At 73.9% G+C, this 13,721-nt stretch carries 13 protein-coding genes; all 13 read left to right on the top strand.

Features of this window, described 5'->3' with window-relative positions:
• Positions 1-17: 17 nt before the first annotated feature.
• The 13 genes from RVR_RS28715 to RVR_RS28660 all read left to right on the top strand — a co-directional run bounded on the left by RVR_RS28715 (position 18) and on the right by RVR_RS28660 (position 13,554).
• Positions 18-1,667 (top strand): acyl-CoA dehydrogenase family protein, encoded by a 1,650-nt coding sequence (locus tag RVR_RS28715; RefSeq protein WP_202236814.1) that lies wholly within the window; start codon positions 18-20, stop codon positions 1,665-1,667.
• 433 nt (positions 1,668-2,100) lie between these two features.
• Positions 2,101-3,375 carry a helix-turn-helix domain-containing protein gene (locus tag RVR_RS28710; RefSeq protein ID WP_202236813.1) on the top strand — a complete coding sequence of 425 codons (1,275 nt, stop codon included), beginning with the start codon at positions 2,101-2,103 and terminating at the stop codon, positions 3,373-3,375.
• A 220-nt stretch (positions 3,376-3,595) separates the two neighbouring features.
• Positions 3,596-3,679 (top strand): putative leader peptide, encoded by an 84-nt coding sequence (locus RVR_RS38975; protein ID WP_322899662.1) that lies wholly within the window; start codon positions 3,596-3,598, stop codon positions 3,677-3,679.
• Between the two features lie 183 nt (positions 3,680-3,862).
• Entirely contained in the window at positions 3,863-5,587 is a 1,725-nt protein-coding gene (locus RVR_RS28705; protein ID WP_202236812.1) for a nitrite/sulfite reductase, read from the top strand.
• On the top strand, positions 5,584-5,775 hold the full coding sequence (locus RVR_RS28700) for a hypothetical protein (protein WP_202236811.1): 192 nt from the start codon (positions 5,584-5,586) through the stop codon (positions 5,773-5,775). The genes RVR_RS28705 and RVR_RS28700 overlap by 4 nt, the downstream gene beginning before the upstream one ends.
• Positions 5,772-6,476, top strand: coding sequence for a phosphoadenylyl-sulfate reductase (locus tag RVR_RS28695; protein WP_202239713.1), 705 nt, complete (start codon positions 5,772-5,774; stop codon positions 6,474-6,476). Before RVR_RS28700 ends, RVR_RS28695 begins: the two co-directional genes overlap by 4 nt.
• Before the next feature lie 17 nt (positions 6,477-6,493).
• Complete coding sequence (gene cysC, locus RVR_RS28690; RefSeq protein WP_272933115.1) at positions 6,494-7,123, top strand: adenylyl-sulfate kinase; 630 nt, start codon at positions 6,494-6,496, stop codon at positions 7,121-7,123.
• 3 nt (positions 7,124-7,126) lie between these two features.
• Positions 7,127-8,062 carry a sulfate adenylyltransferase subunit CysD gene (gene cysD / locus RVR_RS28685; protein ID WP_202236809.1) on the top strand — a complete coding sequence of 312 codons (936 nt, stop codon included), beginning with the start codon at positions 7,127-7,129 and terminating at the stop codon, positions 8,060-8,062.
• Between the two features lie 2 nt (positions 8,063-8,064).
• Entirely contained in the window at positions 8,065-9,411 is a 1,347-nt protein-coding gene (locus RVR_RS28680) for a sulfate adenylyltransferase subunit 1 (protein WP_202236808.1), read from the top strand.
• 344 nt (positions 9,412-9,755) lie between these two features.
• Positions 9,756-10,883 (top strand): aliphatic sulfonate ABC transporter substrate-binding protein, encoded by a 1,128-nt coding sequence (locus RVR_RS28675; RefSeq protein WP_202239317.1) that lies wholly within the window; start codon positions 9,756-9,758, stop codon positions 10,881-10,883.
• A 130-nt stretch (positions 10,884-11,013) separates the two neighbouring features.
• The gene (locus RVR_RS28670; protein ID WP_430393191.1) at positions 11,014-11,817 is read left to right on the top strand and encodes an ABC transporter ATP-binding protein; all 804 of its coding nucleotides are present in this window, start codon (positions 11,014-11,016) and stop codon (positions 11,815-11,817) included.
• Positions 11,804-12,751, top strand: a complete 948-nt coding sequence (locus RVR_RS28665; RefSeq protein ID WP_202236807.1) for an ABC transporter permease — start codon at positions 11,804-11,806, stop codon at positions 12,749-12,751. The genes RVR_RS28670 and RVR_RS28665 overlap by 14 nt, the downstream gene beginning before the upstream one ends.
• 2 nt (positions 12,752-12,753) lie before the next feature.
• Positions 12,754-13,554, top strand: coding sequence for a sirohydrochlorin chelatase (locus RVR_RS28660; RefSeq protein ID WP_202236806.1), 801 nt, complete (start codon positions 12,754-12,756; stop codon positions 13,552-13,554).
• The last annotated feature ends 167 nt before the right edge of the window (positions 13,555-13,721 follow it).

Below are 13,721 nucleotides of genomic sequence, written 5' to 3'. Positions count from 1 at the left end.
CCCTTACGTTAGCTGGCATGACTGCCCCCACTCACACGGTCACGAACCAGGTGCCGCCCCTGGTCGGCCATGACGTGTACAGAACGGACCGCGCGCTCGCCGAAGGCGTGGCACGGCACGCGGCCCCGGCACGACTGGCGGAGATCGACGACGAGCTGAGCGACCTCGGCAGGGCCGCGGGGTCCGCCCAGGCGCAGCGGTGGGGTGAGGAGGCGAACACCGTCACCCCCGTGCTGCGCACCCACGACCGGTACGGCAACCGGATCGACGAGGTCGACTTCCATCCCTCCTACCACCGGCTGCTGGGCCACGCGGTCACCTCGGGCCTGACCGACGCCTGGTCGCGGCCCGACGGGCACCTGCGGCGCGCCGCGGGCTTCGTGGTGTGGACGCAGGCCGAGGCCGGGCACGGCTGCCCGGTGTCGATGACCCATGCCGCGGTGCCCGCGCTGCGCGCCGACCCGGACCTGGCCGCCGAGTGGCAGCCGCGGCTCGGCTCGCACGTCTACGACCCCCGGCTGGTCGCGCCGGGGCAGAAGCCGGGCGCGCTGTTCGGGATGGGCATGACCGAGAAGCAGGGCGGCTCGGACGTCCGCGCGAACTCCACCACCGCGCGGCCCCTCGCGGAGGACGGCACCTACGCGCTGACCGGCCACAAGTGGTTCTGCTCGGCGCCGATGTCGGACGGGTTCCTGGTGCTGGCGCAGGTGCCGGCCGCGGGAGGTGACCGGCTGACCTGCTTCCTGGTGCCGCGGGTGCTGGAGGACGGCAGCCGCAACGTCTTCGCGATCCAGCGGCTGAAGGACAAGCTCGGCAACCGCTCCAACGCCTCCTCGGAGGTGGAGTTCGCCGGCACCTGGGCGCGGCGGGTCGGCGAGGAGGGCCGCGGGGTCGCCACGATCATCGAGATGGTGGCCGCCACCCGGCTGGACTGCGCGCTGGGGTCGGCCGCGCTGATGCGGCAGGCGGTGGCGCAGGCGGTGCACCACGCCACCCACCGCAGCGCGTTCGGCGGGCCGCTGGTCGACAAGCCGCTGATGCGCAACGTGCTGGCGGACCTGGCGCTGGAGTCGGAGGCGGCGACCACCGCGGTGCTGCGGCTGGCGGCGGCCTACGACGCGGACACCCCGCGCGAGCGCGCCCTGCGGCGGCTGGCGGTCGCGGTCACCAAGTACTGGGTCACCAAGCGGTGCCCGTCGGTGGCCGTGGAGGCGCTGGAGTGCCTGGGCGGCAACGGCTACGTGGAGGAGTCCGGCATGCCGCGGATCTTCCGGGAGTCGCCGCTGAACTCGGTGTGGGAGGGCTCCGGCAACGTGCAGGCGCTCGACGTGCTGCGGGTACTCGGGCGCGAGCCGCAGGCGGTGGACGCCTTCCTCGGCGAGATCGGCCTCGCGCACGGCGCGGACCGCCATCTGGACGCGGCGGTGAAGGACCTGCTCGCCGACCTCGCCGACCTGGAGGGGGTGGAGGCGCGCGCCCGGCGGGTGGTGGAGCGGATGGCCCTGGTCTTCCAGGGCTCGCTGCTGGTGCGCTTCGCGCCCGCGCCGGTCGCCGACGCGTTCTGCGCGTCGCGGCTGGGCCGGGACTGGGGCACCGCCTTCGGCACGCTGCCCGGCTCGGCCGACCTGGCCGCACTGGTGGAGCGGGCGCGGCCGGTCGAGGTCTGAGCCGGAGCGGCGGCGGGACCGGAGGGGACCGGGCGGGACCGGGCGGGGGCCCGGCGCGGACGGACGGGAACGGGCGGGAACTCGGCGCGGACGGGCGGACCGGCGCCCCGGAGGGAGGGAGGTGAATGATGCCGCGAGCAGGCGGCGGGCGAACGCCCCGGGCGGGCGCTCGACGGCCAGCGCGGGCGTGCGGTGGAGGTGGCGCCGCGCCGACTCGGCACCACCTCCAGTACGCGGCCCGTACCCGACGGGCTCGCACCGACCACGGGGTGGATCCGTGCGAGGTCGGTGACGTGCCGTCACTGTCCGTCGAAGTCGCGTACGCTCGCAAGGGTTGCAGAACGTTGCACCCGGCCCCGGCCGTTCCGGCGGGCCGCGACGGCGTGGGCATACCGACCACCGAAACACGGCAACGGGGCTGAGCGGGGGCGAGATGTCACACCTTCCGACCGGTGCGGTGCGGCCGGCGGGCACGGGCGAGCGGACTCCGGCGCGTGTGCTGGCGGCGGTGCGGGAGGCCGCGCTGGCCGGCCTGTCGCCGTGCGCGGAGCCGCGTGCGGTGATCAGCGAGTCGTGGACGCGGACGCTGCGGCTGGGCGTGGACCCCGACGCGGGCACGGCCCACCGGATCCTGAGCGCCGACGAGATCGAGCAGCGCCGGCACTCCACGCCGCTCGCGGAGGTCCTGCCGAGCCTGCGCGACGGCCTGGTGTCGGTCGCGGACGCGACCTGGCACATCATGGTCGTCACCGACGCCGAGGGCAGGGTGCTGTGGCGCGACGGCAGCCCCGCGGTCCGCAGGAGCGCGGACCGGGTGGGCTTCTCCGAGGGCGCCTCCTGGGCCGAGGGCACCGTGGGCACCAACGCGATCGGCACCGCGCTGGTCACCCGCACCCCCTTGCAAGTGCACTCGGCCGAGCACTTCGTCCGCACCCTGCACAACTGGACCTGCGCGGCCGCGCCGCTGCACGACCCGCGGGACGGCCGGCTGCTGGGCGTGGTGGACGTCAGCGGCCCGGCGACCAGCCTGCACCCCGCGACACTGGCGCTGGTGTCGGCGGTGGCACGGGTCGCGGAGGGCGAGCTGCGCACCCGGCACTGGGAGGCGGTGGAGCGGCTGCGCTCGGTGGGGGCGCCGCTGCTGTCCCGGATCTCCGGCCAGGCACTGGTGGTGGACCGCAACGGGTGGACGGCCGCGGTGACCGGGATGGCCGGCACCGACCGGGTCGCGCTGCCCTCGCGCGTGCGCGCGGGGCAGGTCTGGCTGCCGGCGCTGGGGCTGTGCGAGCTGGACCCGCTGCCGGGCGGCTGGCTGATCCGCGTCGGCGAGCGGGAGCGGCCGGCGGCGGCGAACCGCGTGGTGCTCGACCTGTGCGGAGCGCAGGGCGGCGAGGTGACCGTGCACGGCCAGGCCGGCCACTGGTCGCAGCGGCTGAGCCCGCGCCACGCCGAGCTGCTGTTCGTGCTGGCGCTGCACCCGGGCGGGCGCACCGCGACGCAACTGGCCGCCGACCTGTTCGGCGACCCGAGCCGCGCCGTGACGGTCCGGGCGGAGATGTCGCGGCTGCGCCGCACCCTCGGAGGGGTGCTGGCGCACCGGCCGTATCGTTTCGCCGACGGCGTCGGGGTGGAGGTGCTGCGGCCGGGCCGGGCGGCCGACCTGCTCCCCCACTCGCTGGCCCCGGCGGTCCTTGCGGAGCGCGGGTGAGTCCTCGCGGAGCGCGGGCGGCCGGTGGCCGGGCGGCCCGGCGGCCGGCCGGCGCGGGTCCAGCGCGGGTCCAGCGCGGGTCCAGCGCGGGTCCAGCGCGGGTCCAGCGCGGGTCCAGCGCGGGTCCGGTGCATCGGCGTGTGACCGACATGCGAGATGAAGTAGTCCACATGGTGGATAATGGTGGACTGTCCGAACACCTGCGTGCCACGCTTTCGTCATGTCACGCACTGGAATCGCCTTGGTAGGTCGGCCACACGTCGACTTCTGCCGCGTGTCCAGCGCCATCTGTCCGGCGGGCTGAGCACCTCACGGCGCCACCTGCGCCGACCCCGCCGTCCCCGCCGTCGTGGATGCGCGGAAGCCGCCTGCCGTCCTCGGTGAGCCGTGATGTCCCGCGCCCGCGCGGGCTCCGGGTCGTCCCGGGAGGCATGCCGCCCCGCGCCGTACCGACCCGTATACACGCCTGCCCGAAGGACGCATCGCCATGGCTTCCAGCTCCGACTCCCCCCAGCCCCCGGCCGGGAGCGCCGCCCCGAAGACCGCGGCGGCCCGTCGCCGGACGGGACGGCACCGCGGCGAGGGCCAGTGGGCGATGGGCCACTTCACCCCGCTGAACGCCAACGAGCAGTCCAAGAAGGACGACGACGGTCTCAACGTCCGGACCCGGATCGAGACGATCTACGCGCACCGCGGCTTCGACTCGATCGACGGCGCCGACCTGCGCGGCCGGATGCGCTGGTGGGGCCTGTACACCCAGCGCCGGCCCGGGATCGACGGCGGCCGCACCGCGGTGCTGGAGCCCGAGGAACTGGACGACAGCTACTTCATGATGCGGGTGCGCATCGACGGCGGCCGGTTGACCGTGGCCCAACTGCGGGTGATCGGCGAGATCTCCCAGGAGTTCGCACGCGGCACCGCCGACCTCACCGACCGGCAGAACATCCAGTACCACTGGATCCGGATCGAGGACGTGCCGGAGATCTGGCGCCGGCTGGAGGCGGTGGGCCTGTCCACCACCGAGGCGTGCGGCGACGTGCCCCGGGTCATCCTCGGCTCCCCCGTCGCGGGCATCGCCGAGGACGAGATCATCGACGGCACCCCCGCCATCGACGAGATCCACGAGCGGTACATCGGCAGCAAGGAGTTCTCCAACCTGCCGCGCAAGTTCAAGACCGCCATCTCCGGCTCGCCGCTGCTCGACGTGGTGCACGAGATCAACGACATCGCCTTCGTCGGCGTGGACCACCCCGAGCACGGCCCCGGGTTCGACCTGTGGGTCGGCGGCGGCCTGTCCACCAACCCGAAGCTGGGCGTGCGGCTGGGCGCGTGGGTCCCGCTGGGCGAGGTGCCCGAGGTGTGGGCCGGCGTGGTCGGCATCTTCCGCGACTACGGCTACCGGCGGCTGCGCGGCCGCGCCCGGCTGAAGTTCCTGCTCGCCGACTGGGGCGCGGAGAGGTTCCGCCAGGTCCTCCAGGACGAGTACCTGAAGCGGCCGCTGCTGGACGGCCCGGCGCCCGAACAGCCGGCGCAGGTGTGGCGCGACCACATCGGCGTGCACCGGCAGAAGGACGGCCGCTACTACATCGGCTTCGCGCCGCGGGTCGGCCGGGTGGACGGCTCCGTCCTGACGAAGGTCGCCGAACTCGCCGCCGCGCACGGCTCGGACCGGCTGCGCACCACCACCGACCAGAAGCTGGTCGTGCTGGACGTCGAGGAGGACCGGGTCGCGTCGCTGAGCGCCGGACTGGAGGCCCTCGACCTCCAGGTGCGCCCGTCGCCCTTCCGACGCGGGACGATGGCCTGCACCGGCATCGAGTTCTGCAAGCTGGCGATCGTGGAGACGAAGGCGCGCGGCGCCTCGCTGATCGACGAACTGGAGCGGCGCCTGCCGGAGTTCGACGAGCCGATCGCCATCAACATCAACGGCTGCCCCAACTCCTGCGCCCGCATCCAGACCGCCGACATCGGCCTCAAGGGCCAGCTCGTCACCGACGCCGACGGCAACCAGGTCGAGGGCTACCAGGTGCACCTCGGCGGCGGCCTCGGCCTCGACCCGGGCTTCGGCCGCAAGGTCCGCGGCCTGAAGGTGACCGCCGACCAGCTTCCCGACTACGTCGAGCGGGTGCTGAACCGGTTCCGGGCCGGCCGCGCCGACGGCGAGCGCTTCGCCCAGTGGGCGGCCAGAGCATCGGAGGAGGAACTGTCGTGACGGAGCGAGCCGCGCCGTTCTACTGCCCCTACTGCGGCGACGAGGACCTGCGGCCCTCGGAGCAGGGGCACGGCGCCTGGGAATGCCGGGCGTGCAACCGAGCATTCCAGCTGAAGTTCCTCGGCCTGCTCGCCGAGGGCTTCACGGCACCCTCACCGCACGGCTCTTCCGACGGAGGCGCAGCGTGACCACCGCACCGCACACCGCACAGGATCTCCAGCGGCTGGCCGAACAGGCCGGCCGCGACCTCGAGGAGGCGTCCGCACTCGACGTGCTGCGCTGGGCCGCCGACACCTTCGGCCGCCGCTTCTGCGTCACCTCCTCGATGGAGGACGCCGTCGTCGCGCACCTGGCCTCGCGTGCCATGCCGGGCGTGGACGTCGTGTTCCTGGACACCGGCTACCACTTCCCGGAGACCATCGGCACCCGGGACGCGGTGGAGGTCGTGATGGACGTGAACGTGATCACGCTCACCCCCGAGCAGACCGTCGCCGAGCAGGACGCGCAGTACGGCCCGAAGCTGCACGACCGCGACCCCGACCTGTGCTGCGCGCTGCGCAAGGTCGCCCCGCTGGAGGCCGGGCTGCGCGGCTACGACGCGTGGGCGACCGGGCTGCGCCGTGACGAGTCCCCGACCCGGGCCGACACGCCCGTGGTCGGGTGGGACGCGCGGCGCCAGAAGGTGAAGATCGCCCCGATTGCCAGGTGGACACAGGAAGACGTGGAAACATACGTCGCTCAGCACGGGGTTCTCACCAACCCGCTGCTGATGGACGGCTACGCCTCGGTCGGCTGCGCTCCCTGCACCCGCCGGGTGCTCGAGGGCGAGGACGCCCGGTCGGGCCGGTGGGCCGGCCTCGGCAAGACCGAGTGCGGGATCCACCTGTGAATCCAGCCGTCGAACCTGTGAGAACCCCCCAGAGCGCGACTGTCCGCAGTCGCACCGCACCGACGTCGACCGCGTCGGGGAACCAGGAGGACCGGATGAGCGGCGGAGCCACCGTATGGCTCACCGGGCTGCCCAGCGCCGGCAAGACCACCATCGCCACCGCGCTGGCCGGCACGCTGCGCGCCGAGGGCCGCCGGGTCGAGGTGCTGGACGGCGACGAGATCCGCGAGTTCCTCTCGGCGGGCCTCGGCTTCAGCCGCGAGGACCGGCACACCAACGTGCAGCGGATCGGCTTCGTCGCCGAACTGCTCGCCTCGCACGGCGTGCTGGTGCTGGTCCCGGTGATCGCGCCGTACGCCGACAGCCGTGAGGCGGTCCGCAAGCGGCACGAGGCCCGCGGCACCGCCTACGTGGAGGTGCACGTCGCCACGCCGGTGGACGTCTGCTCGGTGCGGGACGTCAAGGGGCTGTACGCCAAGCAGGCCGCGGGCGAGCTGACCGGGCTCACCGGGGTCGACGACCCGTACGAGGCCCCGGCCCGGCCCGACCTGCGCATCGAGACCGAGGGCAGCACCGTCGAGCAGTCGGCGGCGGCCGTGTACGCGTATCTCGGGGCCAGTGGCCGCATCGCGAGCGAGAAGAGGTAGGGCATGACGACGACCGCCAGGCAGACCGGGGCGAGCGCCAGTCCGTACGCGCTCACGCACCTGGACGCGCTGGAGTCGGAGGCGGTGCACATCTTCCGCGAGGTCGCGGGCGAGTTCGAGCGGCCGGTGATCCTCTTCTCCGGCGGCAAGGACTCGATCGTGATGCTGCACCTGGCGCTGAAGGCGTTCGCGCCCGCGGCGGTGCCCTTCGCGCTGCTGCACGTGGACACCGGCCACAACTTCCCCGAGGTGCTGGAACTCAGGGACCGCACGGTCGCCGAGCACCACCTGCGGCTGCACGTCGCGAAGGTGCAGGACTACATCGACGACGGGCGGCTGCGCGAGCGTCCGGACGGCCTGCGCAACCCGTTGCAGACCGTGCCGCTCACCGACACCATCCGCGAGCTGCGCTTCGACGCGGTCTTCGGCGGCGGCCGGCGCGACGAGGAGAAGGCCCGCGCCAAGGAGCGGGTCTTCTCGCTGCGCGACGAGTTCTCCCAGTGGGACCCGCGCCGCCAGCGCCCGGAACTGTGGTCGCTCTACAACGGCCGGCACGCCCCCGGCGAGCACGTGCGGGTCTTCCCGCTGTCCAACTGGACCGAGCTGGACGTGTGGCAGTACATCGCCCGGGAGCGGATCGCGCTGCCCGAGATCTACTTCGCGCACCGCCGGGAGGTCTTCCGGCGGGCGGGCATGTGGCTGACCGCGGGCGACTGGGGCGGCCCGAAGGCCGGCGAGCCGGTGGAGACCCGGCAGGTGCGCTACCGCACCGTCGGCGACATGTCCTGCACCGGCGCGGTCGACTCCGACGCCGTCACGCTCGAAGCGGTGATCACCGAGATCGCCGCCTCCCGGCTCACCGAGCGGGGCGCCACCCGCGCCGACGACAAGATGTCCGAGGCCGCGATGGAAGACCGCAAGCGCGAGGGGTACTTCTAGCCATGACCGGCACCACCAGCCCGATCACCGCCGAGCAGTTGTCGGCCACCACGCTGCTGCGGTTCGCGACCGCCGGCTCGGTCGACGACGGCAAGTCCACCCTCGTCGGACGCCTGCTGCACGACTCCAAGTCCGTGCTCACCGACCAGCTCGAAGCCGTGGAACGCGCCTCCCAGGTCCGCGGCCAGCAGGCACCCGACCTCGCCCTGCTCACCGACGGCCTGCGCGCCGAACGCGAACAGGGCATCACCATCGACGTCGCCTACCGCTACTTCGCCACCGCCCGCCGCCGCTTCATCCTCGCCGACACCCCCGGCCACGTGCAGTACACCCGCAACATGGTCACCGGCGCCTCCACCGCCGAACTCGCCGTCGTCCTCGTCGACGCCCGCAACGGCGTCGTCGAGCAGACCCGCCGGCACGCCGCGGTCGCCGCCCTGCTGCGCGTCCCGCACGTGGTCCTCGCCGTCAACAAGATGGACCTGGTCGGCTACGAGGAGTCCGTCTTCACCGCCATCGCCGAGGAGTTCACCGCGTACGCGGCCTCGCTGGGGGTGCCGGACGTCGCGGCCATCCCGATCTCCGCGCTCGCCGGGGACAACGTGGTGGAGCCGTCGGCGAACATGCACTGGTACGGCGGCCCGACGGTGCTGGAGCACCTGGAGACCGTCCGGGTCGGCCACGACCTGACGGCCTGCCCGCCGCGCTTCCCGGTGCAGTACGTCATCCGTCCGCAGACCGCCGAGCACCCGGACTACCGCGGCTACGCCGGACAGATCGCCTCCGGCCTCCTGCGGGTCGGCGACCCGGTGACGGTACTGCCCTCCGGCCGCACCACCACGATCGCCGGCATCGACGCGCTCGGCTCACCGGTGGACACCGCGTGGGCGCCGCAGTCGGTGACCGTGCTGCTCTCCGACGACGTGGACGTCTCCCGCGGTGACCTGATCGCCCCGACCGCCCACGCGCCGGCGGTCACCCAGGACATCACCGCCACCGCCTGCCACCTGCACGAGCGGCCGCTGCGGGTCGGCGAGCGGGTGCTGCTCAAGCACGCCACCCGCACGGTGAAGGCGATCGTGAAGGAACTGCCGTACCGGATCGACCTGTCGCACGGGCTGGCCCACGAGGAGAACCCGGCGGCGCTGGAGGTCAACGACATCGGCGCGGTGGTGCTGCGCACCGCCGAGCCGCTGCCCGTCGACGCCTACGCCGAGTCGCGGTTGACCGGTTCGTTCCTGCTGATCGACCCCGCCGACGGCGCTACGCTGACCGCCGGCATGGCGGGCGAGCCGTTCGCGGCCCGGCCGCAGGCGCCGGCCTCGGACGACGACGGATGGGACTTCTGACGGTGTCGGACCTGGGACAGGAAGCCTTCTCGGGCTTCGCGAAGGAAGGCGGGCGGGTCGGCAGCGGCAGGCTCGGCGCCGGGACGGGCGGGGTCGCACGATGTGCGGGCTGACCCGCCCGGCCGCGGCCCGCACCGGCGCCGCGGCCACCGCGCGCGGCGCCCTGCGCACGCGCGGCACCGCGCCGGCAGCTCCGGCACCCCCGAGACGTACCCGCCGTGCCCCGCGCCCGCTCGCGCGGCACGGCACGCGAAGACCTGACGACATTCCGGCCGCGCCCTGACCCACCGGGCGCGACACGCCGGGCCTTACGAAGGGACACTCCCGTGTCTGCCCTGCTCCGCATACCCGCCCCGCGCTCCTCCCGCCGCCGCAGACTCGTCGCCGCGGCCGCCGCCCTGCCGATCCTCTTCGGCGCGCTGTCCGCGTGCGGCTACGGCTCCGACAAGTCGGACGACTCCGCCTCCACCGCGCCGGCCGCCGCCGGCAGCACGAGCGCGAAGAAGCTCTCCGCCGACGAGGTGAAGATCGGGTACTTCCCGAACCTCACCCACGCCACCGCACTGGTCGGCCTGAAGGAGGGCTTCTTCCAGCAGGAACTGGGCGGCACCAAGATCAAGCAGGCCACCTTCAACGCGGGCCCGGCGGAGATCGAGGCGCTCAACGCCGGTTCGGTCGACATCGGCTGGATCGGCCCCTCCCCGTCGATCAACGGCTACACCCAGTCGAACGGCTCGAACCTCAAGATCATCTCGGGTTCGGCCTCGGGCGGCGTCAAGCTGGTGGTCAACCCGAAGAAGATCAAGACCGTCGCGGACCTCAAGGGCAAGAAGATCGCCACCCCGCAGCTCGGCAACACCCAGGACGTGGCGCTGCTGAACTTCATCAAGTCCAAGGGCTGGAAGGTCGACGCGCAGAGCGGCAAGGGCGACGTGTCGGTGGTGCGCACCGACAACTCGCTGACCCCGCAGGCCTACGCCAACGGCTCCATCGACGGCGCGTGGGTGCCGGAGCCCACCGCGTCGAAGCTGGTGGACGAGGGCGCGAAGGTGCTGCTCGACGAGAGCACGCTGTGGCCGAACAAGCAGTTCGTGATCACCAACGTGATCGTCTCGCAGAAGTTCCTCAAGGCGCACCCCGACGTCGTGGAGGCGGTGCTGCGCGGTTCGGTGAAGACCAACGCCTGGATCAACGCCAACCCCGACAAGGCGAAGGCCGACGCGAACGACCAGCTCAAGGCGCTGACCCAGAAGGCGCTGCCGGCCAGCCAGCTCGACCCGGCGTGGAAGTCCATCACCGTGCTGGACGACCCGCTGGCGAGCACCGCCAAGGCCGAGGCGCAGCACGCGGTGGACGCGGGCCTGCTGAAGGCGCCGAAGCTGGACGGGATCTACGACCTCACGCTGCTCAACAAGGTCCTCAAGGAGCAGGGCAAGCCGACGGTGAGTGCCGCCGGGCTCGGCACCCAGTAAGCCGGCGCCCCGCGCGGCCGACCGGACATGGCCGTCCGGCCGGCCGCGCGGCGCAGGCGGGCGGCACAGCCGTCGCAGGCACCGCAGCACCCATCCACCGCGCCCCGTGCGCGACCGAGGACCTCAGGAGGTGACCACCATGGCCGACACCCTCACCGGCCCCGCGGCACCGTCGGCGGGACCCGCCGGGTACGCCGCGCGCATCGACCATGTTTCGAAGGCGTTCGGCAGGCCCGGCGCCCGCCAGCTCGTGCTGGACGACATCACGCTCGACGTGGCGCCGGGCGAGTTCGTCTGCCTCCTGGGGGCCTCGGGGTGCGGCAAGTCCACCCTGCTGAACCTGGTGGCCGGGCTCGACGAGCCCTCGGCCGGCGGCATCGAGACGCCTGGTGGGCGGCCAGCGCTGATGTTCCAGGAGCACGCGCTGTTCCCGTGGCTGACCGCGGGCAAGAACATCGAGCTGGCGCTGCGGATGCGCGGGGTGCCGCGCGAGGAGCGCAGGCCCGAGGCCGAGCGGCTGCTGTCGCTGGTCCGGCTCGGCGGCGCGTACGGCAAGCGGGTGCACGAGCTGTCCGGCGGCATGCGGCAGCGGGTGGCACTGGCCCGGGCGCTGGCCCAGGACAGCCAGCTCCTGCTGATGGACGAGCCGTTCGCGGCGCTCGACGCGATCACCCGGGACGTGCTCCACGACGAGCTGACCCGGGTCTGGTCGGAGACCGACCTGTCGGTGCTGTTCGTGACGCACAACGTGCGCGAGGCGGTCCGGCTCGCGCAGCGGGTCGTGCTGCTGTCGTCGCGGCCCGGCCGGATCAACCGGGAGTGGGCCATCGACATCCCGCAGCCGCGCCGCATCGAGGACGCGGGCGTGGCCGACCTGTCCGTCGAGATCACCGAAGAACTCCGTGGGGAGATCCGCCGCCATGGCCAGCACTGACACCGGAGCGAAGGACACCGCGCCGCTCGGCGACGAGCCGGCGGGGCAGGGTGCGCCCGCGCGGCAGCCGGGCGCCCGGGACCTGTCCGGCCTGGAGGCGGGCCTGGACGCGCTGGAGACCGTCTCCACCGCCCGGGTGCCGATCGGGCAGGTGCTGCTGAAGAAGGTGCTGCCGCCGCTGAGCGCGGCCGTGCTGGTGCTGGTGGTCTGGCAGCTCTGCTCCTGGGGGAAGGTCGCCGACCCGACGAAGCTGCCCAGCCCGCACGCGGTGTGGCAGGAGCTGGTGGACCGCTGGAACGCCGGCGACCTGTTCTCGATCATCTGGACCAGTGTCGAGCGCGGCCTGCTCGGCTTCCTGGCCGCGCTGGTGATCGGCACCCCGCTGGGCCTGCTGGTCGCGCGGGTGTCGTTCGTCCGGGCCGCCATCGGGCCGATCCTGTCCGGGCTCCAGTCGCTGCCGTCGGTGGCGTGGGTGCCGGCCGCGGTGATCTGGCTGGGGCTGAGCGACTCGGCGATGTACGCGGTGATCCTGCTCGGCGCGGTCCCGTCGATCGCCAACGGCCTGGTGGCCGGCATCGACCAGGTGCCGCCGCTGTACCTGCGGGCCGGCCGCACCATCGGCGCGACCGGGGTGCGCGGGGCCTGGTTCATCCTGCTGCCCGCGTCGCTGCCGGGCTACGTGGCCGGCCTGAAGCAGGGCTGGGCGTTCTCCTGGCGCTCGCTGATGGCCGCCGAGCTGATCGCCTCCTCGCCGGACCTGGGGGTGGGCCTGGGCCGCTACCTGGAGAACATGCGCGAGGCGTCCGACATGGCCGGGGTCTTCCTCGGCATCCTGCTGATCCTCGTGGTGGGCATCGCGATCGACCTGATCGTCTTCAGCCCGCTGGAGCGGTGGGTGCTGCGCAGCCGCGGCCTGACCGCGGGGGTCCGGTAGCGTTGCGCCCCGCCCGTACGGAAGCGCCCGCGCTGCTGGTGATCGCGCACGGCTCGCGCGACCCGCGGCACGCCGCGACCGTACGGGCGCTGACGGCCCGGGCTGCCTCGGGACGGCCGGGGCTGCGGGTGGAGACCGCGTTCCTCGACTTCGACGCCCCGTCGGTGCCGGCCGCCCTGGAGCGGATGGCGGACGGCGGGGCGCGCGAGGTGGTGGCGCTGCCGCTGCTGCTGACCCGCGCGTTCCACGCCAAGACCGACATCCCCGCGGTGCTGGCCGATGCGGCCGCGGGGCTGCCCGGGCTGCGGCTGCGCACCGCTGGTGTGCTCGGCCCCTCGCCGCTGCTGGTCGCCGCCCTGGAGCGGCGGTTGCGGGCGGCCGGGGTGCGGCGGCGCGACCGGGCCGGTACCGGCGTCGTGCTGGCGTCGGCCGGCTCCTCCGACCCGGAGGCGCGCGCGGTGATCGCCGCTCTCGCGCGGGAGTGGCGGCGCACCGGCTGGTGCGACGTGCGGCCCGCCTTCGCCTCCGCGTCGCTGCCGCGCACCGAGGACGCGGTCCGCGCGCTGCGCGCGGAGGGTGCGCGCACCGTCGCCGTGGCGCCGTACGTGCTCGCGCCCGGCTTCCTGCCCGACCGGATCGCCCGGGGCGCGCGGGAGGCGGGCGCGGACGTGCTGGCGGACGTCCTCGGACCGGCGCCCGAGGTGGCCGAGCTGCTGCTGCGCCGCTACGACGAGGCACTGCGCTCCCCCGCCGGGCGCCCCGCCGCCGCCCGCTCCGCCGCCGCCCGCCTCGCCCTCGCCTGAGCGCGCCCCGGGGCCGTGCGAGGCCCTTCCCGACGCCGCCCGCACCCGCACCGACCTGCGACGGTCACGCGGTGCGGGCGGTCGCGTGTAAGGGGCAGCCGGCGCGGCCGTCAGGGCCGGCCCCTCACACCGGGGTGGGGACAGCCCCACCCCTGGGAGGGAGAACT

This window comes from Streptomyces sp. SN-593 (assembly GCF_016756395.1).
Lineage (GTDB): Bacteria > Actinomycetota > Actinomycetes > Streptomycetales > Streptomycetaceae > Actinacidiphila > Actinacidiphila reveromycinica.
The sequence above is the reverse complement of the archived record's forward strand: the minus strand, read 5'-3'. Positions and strand labels throughout refer to the sequence as shown.

Excerpts from the sequence above, each read along its gene's own strand:
- cysD (WP_202236809.1), top strand. The coding sequence starts at position 7,127 with ATGACGACGACCGCCAGGCAGACCGGGGCGAGCGCCAGTCCGTACGCG.
- RVR_RS28715 (WP_202236814.1), top strand. The coding sequence starts at position 18 with ATGACTGCCCCCACTCACACGGTCACGAACCAGGTGCCGCCCCTGGTC.
- RVR_RS28665 (WP_202236807.1), top strand. The coding sequence starts at position 11,804 with ATGGCCAGCACTGACACCGGAGCGAAGGACACCGCGCCGCTCGGCGAC.
- RVR_RS38975 (WP_322899662.1), top strand. The coding sequence starts at position 3,596 with ATGTCACGCACTGGAATCGCCTTGGTAGGTCGGCCACACGTCGACTTC.
- RVR_RS28710 (WP_202236813.1), top strand. The coding sequence starts at position 2,101 with ATGTCACACCTTCCGACCGGTGCGGTGCGGCCGGCGGGCACGGGCGAG.
- RVR_RS28680 (WP_202236808.1), top strand. The coding sequence starts at position 8,065 with ATGACCGGCACCACCAGCCCGATCACCGCCGAGCAGTTGTCGGCCACC.
- RVR_RS28705 (WP_202236812.1), top strand. The coding sequence starts at position 3,863 with ATGGCTTCCAGCTCCGACTCCCCCCAGCCCCCGGCCGGGAGCGCCGCC.